At 73.7% G+C, this 20,049-nt stretch carries 14 protein-coding genes; 4 read left to right on the forward strand and 10 right to left on the reverse strand.

Annotated features, from left to right (window positions below):
- Positions 1-74: 74 nt before the first annotated feature.
- Together purH and purN are read right to left on the reverse strand one after the other, a co-directional pair.
- Entirely contained in the window at positions 75-1,649 is a 1,575-nt protein-coding gene (gene purH / locus ACIRFL_RS03240; RefSeq protein WP_404023446.1) for a bifunctional phosphoribosylaminoimidazolecarboxamide formyltransferase/IMP cyclohydrolase, read from the reverse strand.
- Positions 1,646-2,275 (reverse strand): phosphoribosylglycinamide formyltransferase, encoded by a 630-nt coding sequence (gene purN, locus ACIRFL_RS03245; protein WP_404023448.1) that lies wholly within the window; start codon positions 2,273-2,275, stop codon positions 1,646-1,648. The genes purH and purN overlap by 4 nt, the downstream gene beginning before the upstream one ends.
- 286 nt (positions 2,276-2,561) lie before the next feature.
- Here purN and ACIRFL_RS03250 point away from each other — a divergent pair, with 286 nt between their 5' ends.
- Positions 2,562-3,365: a hypothetical protein gene (locus ACIRFL_RS03250; protein WP_404023449.1), complete on the forward strand. Its 804-nt coding sequence runs from the start codon at positions 2,562-2,564 to the stop codon at positions 3,363-3,365.
- Between the two features lie 44 nt (positions 3,366-3,409).
- Here ACIRFL_RS03250 and ACIRFL_RS03255 read toward each other — a convergent pair whose 3' ends face one another.
- The gene (locus ACIRFL_RS03255) at positions 3,410-5,098 is read right to left on the reverse strand and encodes a DUF6350 family protein (RefSeq protein ID WP_404023451.1); all 1,689 of its coding nucleotides are present in this window, start codon (positions 5,096-5,098) and stop codon (positions 3,410-3,412) included.
- 57 nt (positions 5,099-5,155) lie between these two features.
- Here ACIRFL_RS03255 and ACIRFL_RS03260 point away from each other — a divergent pair, with 57 nt between their 5' ends.
- Positions 5,156-6,007, forward strand: a complete 852-nt coding sequence (locus tag ACIRFL_RS03260; protein WP_404023578.1) for a sigma factor-like helix-turn-helix DNA-binding protein — start codon at positions 5,156-5,158, stop codon at positions 6,005-6,007.
- Between the two features lie 110 nt (positions 6,008-6,117).
- Here ACIRFL_RS03260 and sucD read toward each other — a convergent pair whose 3' ends face one another.
- The 6 genes from sucD to ACIRFL_RS03290 form a co-directional block, all read right to left on the reverse strand.
- Positions 6,118-7,002, reverse strand: coding sequence for a succinate--CoA ligase subunit alpha (sucD, locus tag ACIRFL_RS03265; RefSeq protein WP_388702977.1), 885 nt, complete (start codon positions 7,000-7,002; stop codon positions 6,118-6,120).
- A gap of 28 nt (positions 7,003-7,030) precedes the next feature.
- Positions 7,031-8,209 (reverse strand): ADP-forming succinate--CoA ligase subunit beta, encoded by a 1,179-nt coding sequence (sucC, locus tag ACIRFL_RS03270; RefSeq protein WP_404023452.1) that lies wholly within the window; start codon positions 8,207-8,209, stop codon positions 7,031-7,033.
- Between the two features lie 616 nt (positions 8,210-8,825).
- Positions 8,826-9,407 carry a hypothetical protein gene (locus ACIRFL_RS03275; RefSeq protein WP_404023453.1) on the reverse strand — a complete coding sequence of 194 codons (582 nt, stop codon included), beginning with the start codon at positions 9,405-9,407 and terminating at the stop codon, positions 8,826-8,828.
- A 1,065-nt stretch (positions 9,408-10,472) separates the two neighbouring features.
- The gene (locus ACIRFL_RS03280) at positions 10,473-11,672 is read right to left on the reverse strand and encodes a VWA domain-containing protein (protein WP_404023455.1); all 1,200 of its coding nucleotides are present in this window, start codon (positions 11,670-11,672) and stop codon (positions 10,473-10,475) included.
- Entirely contained in the window at positions 11,669-14,098 is a 2,430-nt protein-coding gene (locus ACIRFL_RS03285) for a DUF5682 family protein (RefSeq protein WP_404023457.1), read from the reverse strand. Before ACIRFL_RS03285 ends, ACIRFL_RS03280 begins: the two co-directional genes overlap by 4 nt.
- Positions 14,095-15,240, reverse strand: a complete 1,146-nt coding sequence (locus ACIRFL_RS03290) for an AAA family ATPase (protein WP_404023458.1) — start codon at positions 15,238-15,240, stop codon at positions 14,095-14,097. Before ACIRFL_RS03290 ends, ACIRFL_RS03285 begins: the two co-directional genes overlap by 4 nt.
- A gap of 132 nt (positions 15,241-15,372) precedes the next feature.
- Here ACIRFL_RS03290 and ACIRFL_RS03295 point away from each other — a divergent pair, with 132 nt between their 5' ends.
- Both ACIRFL_RS03295 and ACIRFL_RS03300 read left to right on the forward strand, forming a co-directional pair.
- Positions 15,373-16,728 (forward strand): SWIM zinc finger family protein, encoded by a 1,356-nt coding sequence (locus ACIRFL_RS03295; RefSeq protein WP_404023459.1) that lies wholly within the window; start codon positions 15,373-15,375, stop codon positions 16,726-16,728.
- Positions 16,729-16,769: 41 nt separating this feature from the next.
- Entirely contained in the window at positions 16,770-18,650 is a 1,881-nt protein-coding gene (locus tag ACIRFL_RS03300; protein ID WP_404023461.1) for a DUF5691 domain-containing protein, read from the forward strand.
- A gap of 930 nt (positions 18,651-19,580) precedes the next feature.
- Here the strand turns inward: ACIRFL_RS03300 and ACIRFL_RS03305 are convergent.
- Positions 19,581-20,003: a cobalamin B12-binding domain-containing protein gene (locus ACIRFL_RS03305; RefSeq protein ID WP_404023462.1), complete on the reverse strand. Its 423-nt coding sequence runs from the start codon at positions 20,001-20,003 to the stop codon at positions 19,581-19,583.
- Between the last annotated feature and the right edge of the window lie 46 nt (positions 20,004-20,049).

Here is a 20,049-nt window from a genome sequence, read left to right on the forward strand (position 1 = left end):
GCGAACAGCCCCCACGAGCCGCACCCGCCGACGAACCGCAACCCGCCCCTACGGCCCGCTGCCCCCGCCGACCGTCAGTGGAAGAAGTGCCGGGTTCCGGTGAAGTACATGGTGACGCCCGCCTTCTTCGCGGCCTCCACGACCAGTTCGTCGCGGACCGAGCCGCCGGGCTGGACAACCGCCCGGACGCCGGCCGCGGTAAGGATCTCCAGACCGTCCGGGAAGGGGAAGAACGCGTCGGAGGCGGCGTACGAGCCCTGGGCCCGCTCGGCGCCGGCCCGCTCGACGGCCAGCTTCGCCGAGTCGACCCGGTTGACCTGTCCCATGCCCACGCCCACCGAGGCCCCGTCCTTGGCGAGCAGGATGGCGTTGGACTTCACCGCCCGGCACGCCTTCCAGGCGAAGGCCAGTTCCCGCAGTTCCCCGGCGCTGAGGGCCTCGCCGGTCGCCAGCGTCCAGTTGGCCGGGTCGTCGCCCTCAGCCTGGAGCCGATCGGTGGTCTGGAGCAGGACACCGCCGTCGATCGGCTTGGCCTCGACCCGGTTGCCCGGGGCGTCCGCGGCCTTGAGCACCCGGATGTTCTTCTTCTTGGCAAGGGCCTCCAGGGCCCCCTCCTCGTAGTCGGGAGCGACGATGACCTCGGTGAAGATCTCGGCGACCTGCTCCGCCATCTCCTTGCTGACCGGCCGGTTCACGGCGATCACACCGCCGAACGCGGACAGCGGGTCGCAGGCGTGCGCCTTGCGGTGCGCCTCGGCGACGTCCGCGCCGATCGCGATGCCGCACGGGTTGGCGTGCTTGATGATCGCGACGCACGGCTCGTCGTGGTCGTACGCGGCACGGCGGGCGGCGTCCGTGTCCGTGTAGTTGTTGTACGACATCTCCTTGCCGTGCAGCTGCTCGGCACGCGCCAGGCCGCCGCCGGTGCCGTCGACGTAGAGGGCGGCGGGCTGGTGCGGGTTCTCGCCGTAGCGCAGGGTGTCGGCGCGCTCCCAGGTGGCGCCGAGGAAGTCGGGGAAGCCCGATGCGTCGACCGGCGCGTACTCGCTCGCGAACCAGCTCGCGACCGCCACGTCGTAGGCCGCCGTGTGCTGGAACGCCTCCGCGGCGAGCCGCTTGCGGGCGGCGAGGTCGAAGCCCCCGCCCCGCACGGCGGCGAGGACGTCGGCGTACCGCTCGGGGCTGGTGACGACGGCCACGGACGGGTGGTTCTTGGCGGCGGCCCGCACCATGGACGGCCCGCCGATGTCGATCTGCTCGACGCACTCGTCGGGCGAGGCCCCGGAGGCGACGGTCTCGCGGAACGGGTACAGGTTGACGACGACGAGGTCGAACGGTTCGACGCCCAGCTCGGCCAGCTGCTCCCGGTGGCTGTCCAGCCGCAGGTCGGCGAGGATGCCCGCATGGACCCTGGGGTGCAGGGTCTTGACCCGGCCGTCCAGGCACTCGGGGAATCCGGTCAGGTCCTCGACCTTGGTGACGGGCACGCCGGCCGCGGCGATCCGCCCGGCGGTGGAGCCGGTGGAGACGAGTTCGACGCCGGCCTCGTGCAGCCCGCGCGCGAGCTCTTCGAGCCCGGTCTTGTCGTAGACGCTGACGAGCGCGCGCCGGATCGGCCGCTTACCGCTCTCGATGCTCTCGGCGGTCACTGGATAACTACCTTTCGTCCCTCAATGCGGTGGCCGTGGCGGGCGAGCCTGCCGACGACCTCGACGAGCAGCCTTCGCTCGACTTCCTTGATGCGCTCGTGCAGCGCGCTCTCGTCGTCCTCGTCCCGGACCTCCACCACGCCCTGAGCGATGATCGGCCCGGTGTCGACGCCGTCGTCGACGAAGTGGACGGTGCAACCGGTGACCTTGACGCCGTACGCGAGCGCTTCCCGCACCCCGTGGGCCCCGGGAAAGCTGGGCAGCAGGGCGGGGTGCGTGTTGACGAAGCGTCCGCCGTACCGCGCCAGGAACTCCTTGCCGACGATCTTCATGAACCCGGCGGAGACGACGAGGTCGGGCCGGTGGGCGGCGACGGACTCGGCGAGCGCGGCGTCCCACTCCTCGCGGGTGGCGTAGTCCTTGACCCGCCGCACGAAGGTCGGTACCCCGGCGCGCTCGGCCCGGGCCAGCCCCTCGATGCCGTCGCGGTCGGCGCCGACGGCCACGATCCGCGCGCCGTACGCGTCGGCACCCTTGGTCGCGATCTCGTCGAGGAGCGCCTGCAGATTGCTGCCGGATCCGGAGACCAGCACGACGAGGCGCTTGACCTCGGGCTTGGCGGCCACGGCGGGGCCCTTTCTCGGGGAATGACTTCGGTACGACGGCCGCGCCCGTACGACGTTTTGTACATTCGTACGAGTGCTTCGCGCCCCTGGATACGGGGAACTCTACGAAGCAGTCGGCCGTCAGCAACGATACCGGCATACGGGAAGGCCCCCACGGGACGGGGGCGTGGCCGGAAGGTAGCGTCTGGGAGGGAGCGGTTCGGGAACGCTGTCGTCGTGCGGTGCGTTGCCGAAGTGTCAGCTCACATGAGACATCTGTGATCACCTAGGGGAAGACGCTCAGTTGATGCCGGACCGCAGTCTGCGACTCCTCACGTTCCCCCCGCAGTCGGTGCAGGGAGGGGAGCGTGGTGCCGTGTTGGTGCGGGAGCGCCCGGCCTCACCGCCCGACGCACCCTCGGGCGGGCAGAACGGGGACGAGCGGGGCGGCGCAGCGCAGGACGACAACCCGTTCGCGCCGCCGCCGGAGGGCACGCCGGACCGTCCGTGGCAGCCGCGGCGGCCCAAGGGCGGGGACGACGACTCCTCCTCCGACGAGAACGGCACCCCGCAGCAGCCCTCCCCCTGGGGCAGCCAGTGGAGCGACCGGCAGCCGGGCCGCTCCTCCGGCGGCTTCGGCGAGCGCCCGGGCGCCGGTCCGCAGGGCCCGGGCGGCGGCGCCCCCGGCCCCGGCCTGCGCTGGGACCCCACGGACCCGGCCCAGCGCCGCGCCCGCTACGCGCTGCTGTGCGGAATGTGGGCCTTCTTCTTCGCCCTGTTCAGCTGGCCGTACGTGGCCCTGCTGCTGGGTGCGCTGGCCCTGTACTGGGGCATCACCGCGCTGCGCGCCAAGCCGCGCACCCCGGACCCGGACGAGCCCGCGCCCGCGCAGGCCCGCCCGCAGACCGGCCGCCCGCAGACCGCGGCGGCGGTCAGCGGCCTGGTGACCGCGGCGCTGGCCCTCAGCCTGGTCGCGGCGACGTTCACGGCCCAGCTGGTCTACCGCGACTACTACACCTGCGTGAACGACGCCCTGACCAACGAGGCCAAGCAGTCCTGCAACCATCTGCTCCCCCAGGAACTCCGGACCCTCCTGGGCACCAACACCTGACCCCGCCCCCGGCCCGCCACCCCACCTCGGCGGGCGGCCCTTCTTCAGCTCAGTGAGTCGGACGGCGGCTGGGCGAGGGGGTGGGGATGGCCCTCCCGGGACGTGTCGTCGGGCCATGCCGGCCCCCCGGGCTCGTCGGCAGGCAGCAGGTCGTACGCGTCGGACCCCGCCGAACCCGCACCCCACTCCGCGCCCTGCGCCATGCGGACGCCCTCCGCCTTGCGCTCCGGCTTCGGCTGCGGCTTCCGCTCGGACACCGGCTCCGACGTCCGCCGGGGCCCGGCCGCAGTCCTCCGCCATCCCCGCGACAGCCAATCCCTGCCCCGCGACAGCCACTTGCGCATCCGCCAGGTCCGCAGTCGCCAGGCCCGTACCAGCAACGCCACCGGGACGGCCACGCCCGCGATCCACGCCCCCGCCGCGCCGCCCGTCTGCCACCACACGGGGCCGAACCGGGCCAGCGCCGAGGTCCCGAGCGGCCCGCCCGCCGCCTCGGCGAGCACCGCGCACACCACCGCACACATCCCCGCGGCCAGCACAACCACCCCCGCGGTCCGTGCGGCGGACCACGCGGACCGCCCGGCCCTCACCCCCGCCGCGTCCTTGCCGGCGCCCGTATCCGCGTCCGCGCCCGGACGCGCGCCCCGCCGTCCCACCGCCCCCGCGACCGCGAACCAGGCCACGGTCAGCCCCGCCGCCACCGGAACCGCCCCGGCCGCCCAGTTGTACGGCCCCCCTGTCCCCGCGTCCGGAACCGCCGCCAGCAGCGGAAACGGCGGCAGCAGCGGCGCGGGATCGGAGGACAGCGGGGACACCACATGCCCGGTGCCGAGGACGAACCCGGGCCCAAGACCGTAGGCGGCCGACCAGACGGCCGCGTTCGGCACCAGCCCCACGCACAGCAGCAGCACCGCGAACCGCCCGGACCAGCCGTCCGTCAACTGGAGGAAGGACTCGTAGGCCACATCGCCGTGCGCCACGAGGGACGCCGCGAGCAGCAGCGCGCCACCCCCAGCGAGCACCGCCGCCCCGGCCCCGGCGGCCCGCGCGGCGATGCCGAGGGCCGAGCCCGGTCCGGCCGCGCCGCGAGGCCCGGGTGCCGGGCGGCGCAGGCGTTCGGGCCACAGCGCCGCGAGGCCCGGCAGCCACGCCGACGGCCCCGGCGGCCGGCCGTACGCCGTCCACACGCCGACGCCCGCCGCGCCCGCGGCGATCAGCGGCACGCACACGGCGGCCCAGGGCCACTCCGGCCGCAACTCGCCGCCCCGGGCATACAGGGTGGCGAGGCCGGCGACGGCGAGATAGCCGAGGACGACGCCGGCCCACGCCGTGCCCGCGGCGACCGGCGGCGGCCCGTCGGGGTCATCCGGCGCGTCCACCGCGTCCCGTGCCGCCCGGTACAGCGCCCACACCGGCGGCAGAAGCAGCAGCAGTGGGGTGATGCCCATGGGCGCGGGGGCACCGGACAGCGTGTCGGTGCGGATCAGTTCGACCCCGTGCGCCAGCAGCCACAGCGTGGCGGCGAGGTGCAGCGCGCCGCCCGGCCCGCTGTCGGGGTACGGCGAACTGATCCACAGCACCAGCACGAGCACGGCGGACGAGCCGAGCCCGAGACCGGCCGCGATCACGCCGCCCACGAGGCTCGTGCCCCAGCCGGGCGAGCGGTCGCGCAGCCGGGTCGGCAGGGACGACAACGACGGTCGGCGAGCGGTCATCTGCGTCACGACCGCCATGCTCCCAACGACACGCGCCTTCCGGCTGTAACGGGCGAACCACCGAAGTGTCGCTCAATATATGTTTATGTTCTTTATCACACGAAAGGGCGTACAGTGACGCAGAGTCCCACCCTGACGCCCACTCAGGCGTTCGATGCCCTCTACGCGTTCTGCGCCCCCGCCCTCGTACGGCAGACCTATCTGCTCACCGGGCGCCGCGAACTCGCCCGCGAGTCCGTGGAGCGGGCCTTCCAACTGGCCTGGCAGAAGTGGCCGGAGGTGGCCCAGGACCGGGACCCCGCCGGCTGGGTGCGGGCAACGGCGTACGAGTGCGCCCTGTCGCCCTGGCACCGCTTCCGCCCGCGCTACCTGTACCCCGAGCCACCGCCCGCCGACCCCGGCGACCGTGTGCTGCTGAAGGCGCTCCTCGGCCTGCCGCCGTCGTACCGCCGCACCCTCGTGCTGTACGACGGCGTCGGGCTCAATCTGCCCGAGACCGCGGCCGAGACGGAGGCGAGCACCCCGGCGGCGGCGAGCCGGCTCACGCACGCCCGCGCCGAACTGGCCGCGCGCGTCCCGGAGCTGGCGGACCCCGAGGTGCTGCACCGGCGGCTGGTCGAGCTGGCCTCCACACAGCGGCTGCGGGCGCAGAAGCCGGAGCCGGTACGGACCCACGGCGAGCGCCGGAACCGCTTCTGGACCCGGGCCGCCATCACCTTCACCGTCGCGATCATCGGTTCGACGGCCCTCACGCTGCGCACCGCGCCGACGCACTACGAACCCCCGCTCGCCCCGGCGCAGGCGGTGCGGGGCGTCCCGCCGAAGCCCGCTCTCGGCCCGCTGTCGCACACGGAGCAGCAACTGCGGGCCAAGCTGCGCACAGAGACCGCGAACGGGCCGGAACGGCTGGTACCGCTCACCCGCTGAGCCGCTTCTCCCACCGAACAGACGCGAGGGGTCCGCATCCCGTCGGGATGCGGACCCCTTCGTACCGCCGGACCGGCCGCCGCTTACGCCGCGGGGCCGCGTCCGGTGACTCAGCTGCCGAGGATGCCGCGGGCCAGCTTGGCCGTCTCGGTCGGCGTCTTGCCGACCTTGACACCGGCGGCCTCCAGGGCCTCCTTCTTCGCCTGGGCGGTGCCGGACGAACCGGAGACGATGGCGCCGGCGTGGCCCATGGTCTTGCCCTCGGGGGCGGTGAAGCCCGCGACATAACCGACGACCGGCTTGGTCACGTTCTCCTTGATGAAGGCCGCGGCCCGCTCCTCGGCGTCGCCGCCGATCTCACCGATCATCACGATCAGGTCGGTGTCGGGGTCGTCCTGGAAGGCGGCCAGGGCGTCGATGTGCGTGGTGCCGATGATCGGGTCACCACCGATGCCGACGGCCGTCGAGAAGCCGATGTCCCGCAGCTCGTACATCATCTGGTAGGTCAGCGTGCCGGACTTGGAGACCAGGCCGATGCGGCCCGGCTTGGTGATGTCGCCCGGGATGATGCCGACGTTCGACTGGCCCGGGGTGATGATGCCGGGGCAGTTCGGGCCGATGATGCGGGTCTTGTTGCCCTTCTTGCCGGCGTACGCCCAGAAGGCGGCCGTGTCGTGCACGGCGATGCCCTCGGTGATCACGACGGCCAGCGGGATCTCGGCGTCGATGGCCTCGACGACCGCGTCCTTGGTGAACTTCTCCGGCACGAAGATGACGGAGACGTCGGCGCCGGTCTTCTCGATGGCCTCCTTGACGGTGCCGAAGACCGGTACCTCGGTGCCGTCGAAGTCGACGGTCTGACCCGCCTTGCGCGGGTTCACGCCGCCCACGACGTTGGTGCCGTCACCGAGCATGAGCTTGGTGTGCTTCATGCCGGTGGCGCCGGTCATGCCCTGGACGATGACCTTGCTGTCCTTGTTGAGCCAGATAGCCATGGTGTGTTGGTGTCCTCGTCCTGAGTGCTTACTTGGCGGCGGCCAGCTCGGCGGCCTTGTCGGCCGCGCCGTCCATGGTGTCGACGCGCTGCACCAGCGGGTGGTTGGCGTCGGTGAGGATCTTGCGGCCCAGCTCGGCGTTGTTGCCGTCGAGGCGGACGACGAGCGGCTTCTCGACCTTCTCGCCGCGGTCCTCCAGCAGCTTCAGGGCCTGCACGATGCCGTTGGCGACCTCGTCACAGGCGGTGATGCCACCGAAGACGTTGACGAACACGGAGCGCACGTCCGGGTCGCCCAGGATGATCTCCAGGCCGTTGGCCATGACCTGCGCGGAGGCGCCGCCGCCGATGTCGAGGAAGTTGGCGGGCTTGACGCCGCCGTGCTTCTCACCGGCGTACGCGACCACGTCCAGGGTCGACATGACCAGGCCGGCGCCGTTGCCGATGATGCCGACCTCGCCGTCGAGCTTGACGTAGTTGAGGTTCTTCTCCTTGGCGGCGGCCTCCAGCGGGTTGGCCGCGGCCTTGTCGTGCAGTTCCTCGAAATCGGGGTGACGGAACTCCGCGTTGTCGTCCAGGGACACCTTGCCGTCGAGGGCGATGACCTCACCGGAGGCGACCTTGGCCAGCGGGTTCACCTCGACCAGGAGGGCGTCCTCCTTGATGAAGGTGTCCCACAGCTTGACGAGGACGTCGGCGATCTTGTCCGCGACCTCGGCCGGGAACTTGGCGGCCGCGACGATCTCGCGGGCCTTCTCCGGCGTCACCCCGTCGATGGCGTCGATCGGGGTCTGGGCGACGGCGTCCGGGCGGGTGGCCGCCACCTCCTCGATCTCCATGCCGCCCTCGACGGAGGCGATGGAGAGGAAGGTGCGGTTGGCGCGGTCGAGGAGGAAGGAGACGTAGTACTCCTCGACGATCTCCGGGGCGGTCTCGGCGATCATGACCTTGTGGACCGTGTGGCCCTTGATGTCCATGCCGAGGATGTCCGTCGCACGGGCGACGGCCTCGTCCGCGGAAGCGGCCAGCTTCACGCCACCGGCCTTGCCGCGACCACCGACCTTCACCTGCGCCTTGACGACGGACTTGCCGCCCAGCCGCTCGGTGATCTCGCGCGCCGCCTCAGGCGTGTCGATGACTTCACCGGCCAGCACCGGTACATCGTGCTTGGCGAAGAGGTCCCTCGCCTGGTACTCGAACAGGTCCACGCGCTTCCGTCCCTATCAGTGATCTCGCGGTTCGTTGGATGCGTGGGCGTGCCGCGAAGGGCAACGTGACGTCCGCATGTGTCACAAGGGATGCGCACACGGTGTCCGAGCGCGCGGCATGTCCGTCTCGCAGGTTATCGCTGCATCAGGGGGGCCTCTAAATCGCGGGTCACACCTGAGCGGTGATACCTGTCACATGATGCCTGGTTTGCTGGCACGGCGTGCCGCAGGGGCGGGGCCTCACCGGGCTGGGGTTGACCCGGTGAGGCCCCTGGAAGGGCCCGAAGGCCCGGGGCGGTTGATCCCCACCCCAATGGGGACCTGCCCGCCCCGCCCGTGGGGTGCGGGCCGGACGCACCGACGGCATTCGGCCGTCCGACCCCGGCTTCCCCACGGAGTCGGTGGAGGTGGGCGGCTCGCCGGCCACACGGCCACGTCGTCCCACCGGTCCCATGCGTCCATGCTGTCTCGTCGGCCGCACTGGTCGCATCGGGCGCGCGGGGCGTTCGGCAGAGGCCGTCGACGGCCCCCGCGCAGGTGCGGCGGGTGCGGGCGGATACGGGCGCATCCGGGGAGAGGTGGGTGGCGGTCCGGGCGGGAGCCGGCCGGACCCGCGCTAGCCGGGGAAGACCGGGATGTCCTGGTGCCCGTCCCGGGTCCCGGGCATGGCGACACGCACGGCGGCACCGGGCACGAGCCGCAGCGGCGCCCGGTGCTGCGGGGTGAACGCATGCAGGTCGGCATGGCGCGAAGTGCCGCCGTCGAGGGCCGACTTGCCCACCCTGCCGTCCGGGTCGCCGGCGGGGGCGGGATGGGGCGGGCTGTCCACGGCGGCCGCGGCACGCCGGCCGCCGCCGTGCGCCGCGGGCCGGGGAGCGGGGGCGGTGCCGTACGGGCCGAGAGCGGCGCCGGTCGACGTCCGCTGCACGGCGGCCCGCTCACCGGTACGCGGGGCCGCTTCGGGGGCCGCCTGCGGCTCGGGACCCCAACCGACCGGCGCGGGCACCAGCCGCCCCGGCAACTCGGAAAGCCCGGGCAACGACGGCAACAGGTCCGCCGTCTCCCCCGGCAACACGGGCGGCGTGGGCCAGTAGGGCGCCTCGGGCAGCCCGGGCAGTGCGGGCCAGGCGGGCGCGGCGGGCACCGCCGTCCCCACCTCGTCCAGGGCCCGGGTGACCGCCCCGACGACATCCCCCACGACCCCACCGACAACAGAACCCACCACCCCCTGAACCCCAGCCCCACCCACAAACCCCACCCCGACCACCGGTTCCCCTGCGGCGGCGGAGGCGACGATCGACTCGGGGGCGGGCACGAGTGCCGTCGCGAGGGCGGACGCGAGCACGGTTGCCGGTGCGGGGCCAGGCGCGAACGCCGAACCGGACACGGTTGCGGACGCAGGCCCGATTGCCGGTCCGGGGGCGGGCGCGAGCGCCGGACCGGACACCGTGACGGGCGCAGGCCCGGCTGCCGGTCCGGGGCCGGATGCGGGCGCGGACGCGGCTACGGATGCCAGTGCGGGCACGGATGCCGGTGCGGGGGCGGACCCGAGGACGGATGCCGGTGCGGGGGCCGGACCGGACGTGGTGGCGGGCGCCTGTGTGGCCACGGGTGCGGGTCGGCCAGGGATACCGGCCGGTTGTCGGACCGGCGTGCGGGACGCGGCACCCGTGAGGGCCAGCACCGCGTCCGCCACAGGGGTCTTCGGCCCGTCGCCCGCAAGGGCCCGCCCCGCGTCACCCGCAGGGCGCACGACGGACGAAGCCGATACGGCCGAGGCCAGACCCGGAGTCGTTACGGCCGAGGGCCCGGGCGGGACCGACGCAGCCGAAATCGGATCCCCAGCCGAACCCGCCGAGAGCCGGGACGGGACCGGCATTGCCGAGCTCCGGCCCCCAGCCGAACCCGCCGAGGCCGGGGGCGGGGCCGAGACTGGGGGAATCGGGTTTGCGGCCGAATCCGCCGAAGGTGAGGGCCGGGGGTCGTCGGCTGCGTGTGCTCGTTCGCCGTAGAGGAGTCCGAGTGTGATCAGGGCGCCCACCAGCACCGCCAGTCGCAGCGCACGCCGTCCGCCCGCCGTGCGGCGAACGCGCACAGCGGCACCGGACAGAGCTGCTGCTGAGGCCAAGAGCGGGTGGGTCCTCCCGTGCGGCGGAACGAGTGACGGGTCGGCGCAACGCGGGCACCGATCCTCGCACGGCGCGCCCGAGGATGCGCAAGCCCCCCATACCGATGGCCCGTCATGTCTCTTCCGCCCCGGACCTCACATGCCGTCCGGTATCGGCAGCGGACGCTTCTCGATCGCCGCCGCCATGACCTCGGGGAACAGATCGGGTGTGCAGGCGAAGGCGGGCGCACCCATTGCGGCCAGCGCGGCGGCGTGTTCACGGTCGTAGGCGGGCGCCCCCTCGTCCGACAGCGCGAGCAGCGTCACGAACTGCACCCCGGACGCCTTCATCGCCGCGACCCGCTTGAGCATCTCGTTGCGTATACCGCCCTCGTACAGGTCGCTGATGAGCACCATCACCGTTTCGGTCGGCCGGGTGATCTGCGACTGGCAGTAGGCGAGCGCCCGGTTGATGTCGGTGCCGCCGCCGAGCTGGGTGCCGAACAGCACGTCGACGGGGTCGTCCAACTGGTCGGTGAGGTCGACGACGGCCGTGTCGAAGACGACGAGCCGGGTGTCGATGGACCGCATGGACGCCAGCACCGCCCCGAACACGGAGGCGTAGACGACGGACGCCGCCATCGATCCCGACTGGTCGATGCAGAGGACGACCTCCTTCTTCACGGATCGGGCGGCGCGGCCGTAGCCGATGAGCCGTTCCGGCACGATCGTGCGGTACTCGGGCAGATAGTGCTTGAGGTTGGCCGCGATCGTGCGGTTCCAGTCGATGTCGTGGTGGCGCGGCCGGTTGATGCGGGCGCTGCGGTCGAGGGCGCCGGTGAGCGTGGCCCGGGTCCGGGTGGCGAGCCGCTTCTCCAGGTCCTCGACGACCTTGCGCACGACCGCCCGTGCGGTCTCCTTCGTGGTCTCCGGCATCGCCTTGTTGAGGGAGAGCAGCGTGCCGACGAGGTGCACGTCGGCCTCCACCGCCTCCAGCATCTCCGGCTCCAGCAGCAAGGAGTCGAGACCGAGCCGGTCGATGGCATCCCGTTGCATGACCTGGACCACGGACGAGGGGAAGTAGGTCCGGATGTCGCCGAGCCAGCGGGCCACGGACGGGGCGGACGCCCCGAGCCCCGCCGAACGCTCCCGCCCCGACTGCGGTCTGTCCCCCTTTCCGTAGAGCGCGGCGAGCGCGCCGTCCATCGCCGCGTCCTGTCCGCGCAGCGTGCAGCCCGTCCCGTCGGCACTGTCGCCGCCGAGCACCAGCCGCCAGCGCCGCAGCCGCTCCCCGGCGGCGTCCGGCTCGGCCGAGCTGCCGGCGGCCGGCCCCGTCATGGTCTGCGTGGTCGTCATGTGCCCACCCTCGCCAGGTCCTTGTCGTCGGTGTCCAGTCCGAGCAGCAGCCGCACCAGCGGCAGTACGGCTTCCGCGCGCTCGGTGTCGGGTTCGGGCGCGAACCCGGGTATGCCCGCCGTCCGGCCTGCCGACGCGCCGCCCCGTGCTCCCGGGCCGCGCCGCACCAGCTCGCCGAGGGTGCGCCGCACGCCCGGCTCGTAGGCCGAGAACGTCCGCCGCAGCAGCGGCAGGACATCCGCGAACGCGTCCGCAGGCACCCCGGTGAGCCATGCGTCGACCAGCCCCAGCAGCCGTTCGTCGTGCACGAGCAGCATGCCTCCCCCGCCGCCCACGAAGCCCTCGATCCAGGCGGCGGCGTCCTGCGGCGGGGTGCCCGGCGAGAGCACGAGCCCCATCAGCCGGGCCGCCTCGTCCTGCCCCACCTCACCCTCGTCCAGCAGGAGCCGCACGGCCCGGCCGCGGATGACTCCCGGCACGGTGTCCCGACCGGACAGCGACCGCAGCACCGAGCGCCAGCGGGCCCGCAGGTCGCCGTGGCCCGCGGCGGAGCTCTCGGTGAGGAGCCCCACCGCGCCCTGCACCGCGTCCACGTGGCCGCGCATCTGCTCGGCCGCGTCCGTGTCGAGGGCGGTGCAGGCAGGTGGCAGCCCGACGAAGATCCGCTCGGCGAGGCCCGCGGCGACCTCGGCGAGCGCCTTGGTGTCCGTGCCTCGCACATCGCCGTAGCGCAGCGAGCTGACCAGGGCGGGCAGTGCCTGCGCGAGATGGCCGACGTCGGCGTCGAGCGCGGCCCGGTCGGCGAGCACCCGCATCACCACAGGGAGCGCGTCGCGCAGTCCGGCCAGCAGGCAGTGCTCGGCCAGCGCTGTCACCTCGGCGAGGGCCTGCGCGGCCGTGGCGTCCGCCTCGGCCTTGGCGGTCGCGGCGGCGACCACCGTCGTGCCCCACACCCCGGCCTCGGCGATCCGCACGGACAGCTCCGGCTCCCAGCGCAGCCGCCACGTCTCCCGGAACGTGCCCGTGCTGCCCCGTGACCGGGCCGGCTCGCCCCAGCCGATGCCCAGCAGCCGCAGCCGGTGCAGCAGCCGACTGCGTCCGGCGTCGGTCTCCTTGCGCAGGTCCAGCTCCAACTCCCGTTCCAGCGCCTCGGGTTTGAGCCGCAGCCGCCGTTGCAGCGCGGTCAGGTCCCGTTGCAGGGGCACGGCGGGCGCCGTGTCCGGCACCTCCCCCAGCACATCGCCGACCACCAGCCGGTCGTGCACAAGCGCCAGCGGCACGTCCGAGCCGTCGCACATCACCGCGCGCACCGCGTCGGTCGTCTCGGTCAGCCCCGGCAGCGGGCGTCCGCGCATCGCGGCGAGGGTCCCGGCCAGCCGGACCGCCTCGATGACATGCGCGGACGAGACGATGTGGTCCTCCTCGCGCAGCAGGCCCGCCACCTTGGTCAGCCACCGCTCGACCGGCCGGTCCGGGGCGCCGAACAGATGCCCGTACCAGCCCGGCGAGTCGATGCCCGCCCCGTAGCCGCTGACCCGGGACAGCCTGCGGTGCGTCCACGGCACCCACGTCATGTCCACCTTGACCTTGGGCAGCCCCTTCAGCAGGGCCCGGTCGGCGGTGACGGCGCTCTTGCGGCGCAGCGCGGGCACGTGCCACGCCCCGCACACCACGGCCACGCGCCCGCCGGACTCCCGCTGTGCTGCCCGCAGTTGGAGCCGCATGTACGCCTCCCGCACCAGGTCCCGGTCGTGCCCGCCGGCGCCGTACGTCTCCCGCAGCGCCGTCATCGCCTCCTCCAGCGCGGCGAACGGCGCGAGCGCGGCCTCATGGTCCTGGGTCGCCTCCCCCGGGGCCCCGGCGCCCCGGTGCTCGATGACGTCCTCCCACCAGCGCTCGGGGTCGTCGTATCCGGCGGTCTCGGCGAGCACGGCCAGCGGGTCGAGACGAAGGGTGTGCTCGGCGGAGCGGCCGGGCGGGCCGTCGGCACCGTCCACGGAGCCGGCAGGCGCGTCCCCTTCTTCCCCCTTTTCTTCTACGCCCTTCCCCTCTTCGCCCTTCTCTTCTTCTTCTTCGCCTCGGTCTTCCTCCTCCTTGCGGCACGCCAGCGTGTGAGTGGCGGGCAGGTCGATGAAGCGGGCCGGTACCTCGTGCTCCAGGGCCCAGTGGACGGCCACCCACTCCGGGGAGAACTCGGCCAGCGGCCAGAACGCCGAGCGGCCGGGCTCGTCCACGGCGTGGGCGAGGAGCGCGACCGGCGGCCGCATCCCCGGGTCGGCGGCGAGCGGCAGGAGTGCGTCGGCCTCGGGCGGGCCCTCGATCAGCACCACTTCGGGCGCGGCGGCGTCCAGCGCGGCCCGCACCGCCCGCGCCGACCCCGGACCGTGATGCCGCACGCCGAGCAGCAGGGGCCGGTTGTCGCTCACGCGCTCACCTCCCGGCAGGCCCGGTAGAAGTCCTTCCAGCCGTCGCGCTCACGCACGACCGTCTCCAGATACTCCTGCCAGATGACACGGTCGGCCGCCGGGTCGCGGACGACGGCGCCCAGGATGCCCGCGGCGACATCGCCGGGCCGCAGCACTCCGTCGCCGAAGTGGGCCGCCAGCGCGAGCCCGTTGGTGACGACGGAGATCGCCTCGGCGGTGGACAGCGTGCCGCTCGGCGACTTCAGCTTCGTACGGCCGTCGGCGGTGATGCCGTCGCGCAGTTCGCGGAAGACGGTCACGACGCGGCGGATCTCGTCGATGCCGTCGGGCGCCGTGGGCAGGTCGAGGGAGCGGCCGATCTGGTCGACGCGACGGGAGACGATGTCGACCTCGGCGTCGGCGTCGGCCGGCAGGGGCAGCACCACCGTGTTGAAGCGGCGGCGCAGCGCGCTGGACAGGTCGTTGACGCCGCGGTCGCGGTCGTTGGCCGTGGCGATCAGGTTGAAGCCGCGGACCGCCTGCACCTCCTGGCCCAGCTCCGGTATCGGCAGCGTCTTCTCCGACAGGATCGTGATCAGCGTGTCCTGCACGTCGGCCGGGATACGGGTCAGCTCCTCCACCCGGGCCGTCATGCCCTCCGCCATGGCCCGCATCACCGGGCTGGGCACGAGGGCGTCCCGGCTCGGGCCGTGGGCGAGCAGCTGCGCGTAGTTCCAGCCGTAGCGGATGGCCTCCTCGGGTGTGCCCGCCGTGCCCTGCACCAGCAGTGTCGAGTCACCGCTGACCGCGGCGGCGAGATGTTCGGACACCCAGGTCTTCGCCGTGCCCGGCACGCCGAGCAGGAGCAGGGCGCGGTCGGTGGCGAGCGTGGTGACGGCGACCTCGACGATACGGCGCGGGCCCACGTATTTCGGTGTGATCACCGTGCCGTCGGGGAGGGTGCCGCCGAGCAGGTAGGTGGCTACCGCCCACGGCGACAGCTTCCAGCGGGCCGGGCGCGGACGGTCGTCCTGCGCGGCCAGCGCGGCGAGTTCGGTGGCGAAGGCGTCCTCGGCGTGCGGGCGCAGCTCCTGCGCCGCGTTCACGGGCGCGGAGTGGTTCTGGCTCGGTTCGACGGACGTAGGTTCCACGGACACAGACATGGCTGAGGCCCCCTCGCAGCTCGGCCGGTTCGGATCTGTGTCCACCGTGCACCACGCCACTGACAATCGCTCTGACCTGCGGAAACGTGCTGGCAGGGCCGATTGTCAGTGGGGGGATCTACCTTCGATGGCATGACTCAGCAGGGGGTGCGCTGGACCGCGGACCAGGTGCTGGCACTGGCGCCTGACGCCGCATCACGCAAAGCGGGAAGCAAACTCGGCGCGGCCGGGCCGTGGTCCGAGGCGGGGAGTTCCGACGAGGGGACGGTGTGGGGACTGTGCAAGGGCAGCGGCAGCAAGCCGTATCAAACGGTGGTGGACATCGCGGACGCGTCCGGCCCCGCGTACACATGCAGTTGTCCGAGCCGCAAGTTCCCGTGCAAACACGCGCTGGGGCTGCTGCTGCTCTGGGCCGGCGGCGACGCCGCGGTGCCGCCGGGGCGGGCTCCGGACTGGGCGGAGCAGTGGATAGCGGGGCGGAAGAAGCGCGCGCAGGACAAGCGGCCCGAGGCGGCGGCCGGTTCCGCCGCCGGATCCGGTGATCCCGAGGCGGCCAGGCGCAGGGCGGAGCGCAGGGCCGAGCGGGTCACCGCGGGCGCCACGGAACTGGAACAGCGCCTCGCCGACCTGCTGCGCGGGGGGATGGCCTCGGCGGAACAGGCGGGTTACGGCCTGTGGGAGGAGACGGCGGCCCGCATGGTCGACGCGCAGGCCCCCGGACTGGCGGCTCGGGTACGGGAGTTGGGTGCCATACCGGCGTCCGGTCCGGGCTGGCCGGTACGGCTGCTGGAGGAGTGTGCGCTGCTGCACCTCCTCGACCAGGGCTGGTTGCGCCGTGACCGGCTGCCGGACGGCCTCGCGGCGACCGTCCGGTCCCGTGTCGGCCTGCCCGCCGCGCCGGACGGCCCGTCGACCCGCGACCGCTGGCTGGTCCTCGCCCAGTACGACACGACGGACGCCAAGCTGACGACGCGTCGCATCTGGCTGTACGGCGAAGGATCGGGCCGCACCTGCCTGCTCCTCTCCTACGGTGCGGCGGGCCGGGCCCCCGAGCAGGCCCTGCCGGTCGGGCTGGTCCTGGAGGCGGAGGTGGCCGTCTATCCCGGTGCCGGGCAGCCGCGGGCGGCGCTCGGGGAGCGGTTCGCCCCGCCCGTACCCGCAGCGATACGGCCGCCGGGCGATACGACGGCGCGTGCGATCGCCCGGTACGGCGAGGCGCTGCGGGACGACCCGTGGCTGGACGCGGTGCCGGTGACGCTGGACCGAGTCGTCCCCACGCCGGACGGGGACTCCTGGCAGTTGGCGGACGCCGACGGGGACGGGGCGCTGCCGCTGGCCCCGGCCGCCCGTTCCCGGCCCGGGCTGTGGCGGTTGGTCGCCCTGTCCGGGGGCGCCCCGGTCAAGGTGTTCGGCGAGTGCGGCCACCGGGGCTTCACCCCGCTGACGGCCTGGCCGGAGGGCGCCGGGGAGGCGGTGTCCCTGTGCTGAACCGACCGGCGATCACGGAGATCCGATCAGAAAGGAGTCGTATGAACGGGAGCAGCGCTGCGGTGCGGGGTGCGGCCGCTCTGCCGGACGCAACGGACGCCCTGGAGACCGCGGATGCCCAGGACCGCGTCGCCCAAGACCCCACCGACCGCAGGGACGCGATAGCCACCTCGGACGGCAGCGGCACCTCGGACGGCAGCGGCACCTCGGACGGCAGCGGCACCGCGGAAGGCAGCGGCACCGCGGAAGGCAGTGACACCGCCGACGGCAGGGACGCCGCTGACGGCAGGGACGCCGCTGACGGCGCGTTCGCCGTGGGCTCCGCGTTCGCCGTGGGCTCCTGGGAGGACCTGGTCACCACGGCGCTGCTCGGCACCGATCGGCGCCCGCTCGCCGGGGGCGGGCCGGACCGTGCGGCACCGGTGGCGCTGCTGGACGCGGCGGCCCTGGCGACCGTACGGCGGCGGGCCGGGCTGCGTCCGGCCGCGGCGGCCCGCAGACCGGAGCCGGCCGCCGAGGATCCGCGCCCCGCCCTGCCCGCCGCCGCGGCCCGGCGGCTCGCCCTGCTGCTGGCCGACCGTTCCGGCACGGGCGGCGGTCGCCGGGGCGCCTCGCCGGACCTGATGGAGCTGCTGCCCCAGTGGCTGGCGACGGCGAACGCGCACGGTTACGCCGCCCCGCCGAAGACACTGCCCGCGCTGCTGGACGCGGCCCGGGGGCGCACGGACCTGCGTCCCGCGGCGCTCGCGTTCGCGGGGCCGCGGGGGTTGTGGCTGGCCCGGCTGAACCCGGACTGGCGGTTCGCGCTGCGCGCGGCACCGGGCGGCGGCGCGGCGCTGCCCGACCTCGATGACGCCGACGGCGTGCAACGGCTGTGGGAGGAGGGGCTGTTCGCGGAGCGGGTCGCACTGCTCGCCGCGATACGGGCGGTGCGGCCCGCGGCGGCACGCGAGTTGCTGGGGGTGACGTGGGCGACCGAGCGGGCGGAGGACCGGCTGATGTTCCTCGACTCGCTGCGTTCGGGGCTGTCAGCCGAGGACGAGCCGTTCCTGGAGCGGGCGTTGGCCGACCGGAGCCGCAATGTGCGGGCGATGGCGGCCGAGTTGCTGTCCGCGCTGCCCGGTTCGGCGCTGGCGGCGCGGATGGCGGTCCGCGCCGGTGCCTGTGTGTCGGTCGACCACACGCGCGGCGCGCCGGCCATCGTGGTGGAGGCGCCGCTGGAGTGCGATGCCTCGATGGAGCGGGACGGCGTGGTGGCCGAGCCCCCCGCGGGTCGAGGGGAACGGTCCTGGTGGCTGGGCCAGTTGGTGGAGGCGGCACCGCTCGGGACCTGGCCGCGGCGGCTCGGCGGACGCACGCCCCGGGAGATCGTGGAGCTGCCGGTGGCGGACGACTGGCAGAGCGAGCTGCACGCGGCCTGGTGCCGGGCGGCGGTGCGGCAGCGGGACCCGGAGTGGTCCCGGGCGCTGCTCGGGACGCCCGCCGTGCCCGAGGCGGGCGGGCCGGGAGCGGTGTCCCTCGCCGAGCGGGCGAAGCTGCTGGGCACGCTCGGTGCGGCGGAACGGGCCGACTGGGTGGCGGGGTTCATCGCTACGCACGGCTTGTCCGAGGCGTTCCAGCTGCTCGGTGTGTGTGCCGTGCCCTGGGCGGCGCCGCTCGGGCGGGCGGTGGTGGACGCGCTCAACATCGCGCGGGACGCGGGGAGTTATCCCTGGAGCTTCAGCGGGGTGATGGGGCTCGCCGAGCGGTGTCTGGATCCCGCGGAGGCCGCGCGGCTGGACGGGTTGCTGGCGGTGCCGGACGAGCGGGAGGACGCGTCACCAGGCGCCGGCGGCTACTGGGCGGAGGCATTCCAGCGGCTGGTGACCACGTTGCGGCTGCGCGCCGACATGGCCCGGGAACTGACACCGGCCACCGCCTGAGGCCCCCGCGCGTGCGGCCCCCGCCCGAGGCATCAGGCGAGCACGCCACCACCCGCGACCCACCACCCACCACCCACGACCCACGACCCGCGACCCGCGACCCGCGACCCGCGACCCGCGACCCGCACGGAACGCCGGCGCGACCCGCTCGGTACGCCGCCGCGTCCGCACGGAACGCCACCGGGCGGCGCGGACGCGCCGGGGCGAGCCGACCGGCCCTGCCGGGCACCACCACGACGCCACCGAACACCGCCCGCCGCAGACGCGGAGCATACGGACCCGCGCCGACGCACCACAGCACGGCCGAACCCCGCCCACCTCAGGATCGGACCACTCTCGGCACTTCCGCGAGCGGGCAGAACCACGCCCGACTCCGTGACGACGGCGGCACGGACCGAAAAGCGCCCGCCCCAGGAACAGAGCGAATGCGGACCCGTGTCGGCGCGCCACAGCGCGGACGAACAACGCCCGCCTCGGTGGCCGCGACGGCAGGGACGAACCGCGCACGCCTCAGGTGCGCGGCGAGCCGGGACGGGCGGCAGCTGTCGGGTAGCTCTGCGGGGTAAGCCGAACGGTGGATTGCTTCGGCGGCGTGGGGTTCGAAGACGGCCGGGCTCGCAGCCGGGGCCGTCGCGGCGGGCTCGCCTTGGCTTCTGACGGGGCGGCACCCGGTGCCGGGGGCTTCCGCGCCGCGGCACCCGGTGCCAGAACGCGTATGCCGCGGCACCGAGTGCCTGAGTCACCTGTACTGCGGCATCGGGTGCCAGGTCTTCTCGCCTCGCGGCACCGGGAGTTGGGCCCCTCACTTCCCTCGTTCGGCTCATCCCGCTGCCCCGGCTCAAGCAACGAAAGCGCGAACGCACCGGCAGGAGCGGCCGCAAGCAGCCCGAGCCGCCCGACGGCCCGAACCGCGGAAGCGGCCCGTCGGGGTCAGCCGCCGGACGCGGCCGGCTGCCGTACGTTCTCCCGGACCCAGTCCACGATCGACGCCGTGGTCGCGCCCGGAGTGAAGATCTCCGCGACGCCCTTCTCCTTGAGCGGCGCGATGTCCGCCTCGGGGATGATGCCGCCGCCGAAGACCAGGATGTCCCCGGCGTCGCGCTCCTTGAGGAGTTCGATGACGGCCGCGAACAGGGTGTTGTGCGCACCGGAGAGGATGGACAGACCGATCGCGTCCGCGTCCTCCTGGATCGCCGTGTCGACGATCTGCTCCGGCGTCTGGTGGAGCCCGGTGTAGATGACCTCCATGCCGGCGTCGCGCAGCGCCCGCGCGATGACCTTGGCCCCACGGTCATGACCGTCGAGCCCCGGCTTGGCCACCACGACGCGGATCGGACCGGCTGTCACACCCATCACTGCCTCCATGAAGCGATTAGATCCATCCGTACCGACAAGTACC

Source organism: Streptomyces sp. NPDC102462 (assembly GCF_044765425.1).
Classification (GTDB): Bacteria; Actinomycetota; Actinomycetes; order Streptomycetales; family Streptomycetaceae; genus Streptomyces.

What these genes read in the sequence shown, in the direction of transcription:
- ACIRFL_RS03250 (WP_404023449.1), top strand. Translation starts at nt 2,562, where the DNA reads ATGCCGGACCGCAGTCTGCGACTCCTCACGTTCCCCCCGCAGTCGGTG.
- ACIRFL_RS03255 (WP_404023451.1), bottom strand. Translation starts at nt 5,098, where the DNA reads ATGGCGGTCGTGACGCAGATGACCGCTCGCCGACCGTCGTTGTCGTCC.
- sucD (WP_388702977.1), bottom strand. Translation starts at nt 7,002, where the DNA reads ATGGCTATCTGGCTCAACAAGGACAGCAAGGTCATCGTCCAGGGCATG.
- ACIRFL_RS03280 (WP_404023455.1), bottom strand. Translation starts at nt 11,672, where the DNA reads ATGACGACCACGCAGACCATGACGGGGCCGGCCGCCGGCAGCTCGGCC.
- ACIRFL_RS03290 (WP_404023458.1), bottom strand. Translation starts at nt 15,240, where the DNA reads ATGTCTGTGTCCGTGGAACCTACGTCCGTCGAACCGAGCCAGAACCAC.
- ACIRFL_RS03295 (WP_404023459.1), top strand. Translation starts at nt 15,373, where the DNA reads ATGACTCAGCAGGGGGTGCGCTGGACCGCGGACCAGGTGCTGGCACTG.
- ACIRFL_RS03300 (WP_404023461.1), top strand. Translation starts at nt 16,770, where the DNA reads ATGAACGGGAGCAGCGCTGCGGTGCGGGGTGCGGCCGCTCTGCCGGAC.
- ACIRFL_RS03305 (WP_404023462.1), bottom strand. Translation starts at nt 20,003, where the DNA reads ATGGGTGTGACAGCCGGTCCGATCCGCGTCGTGGTGGCCAAGCCGGGG.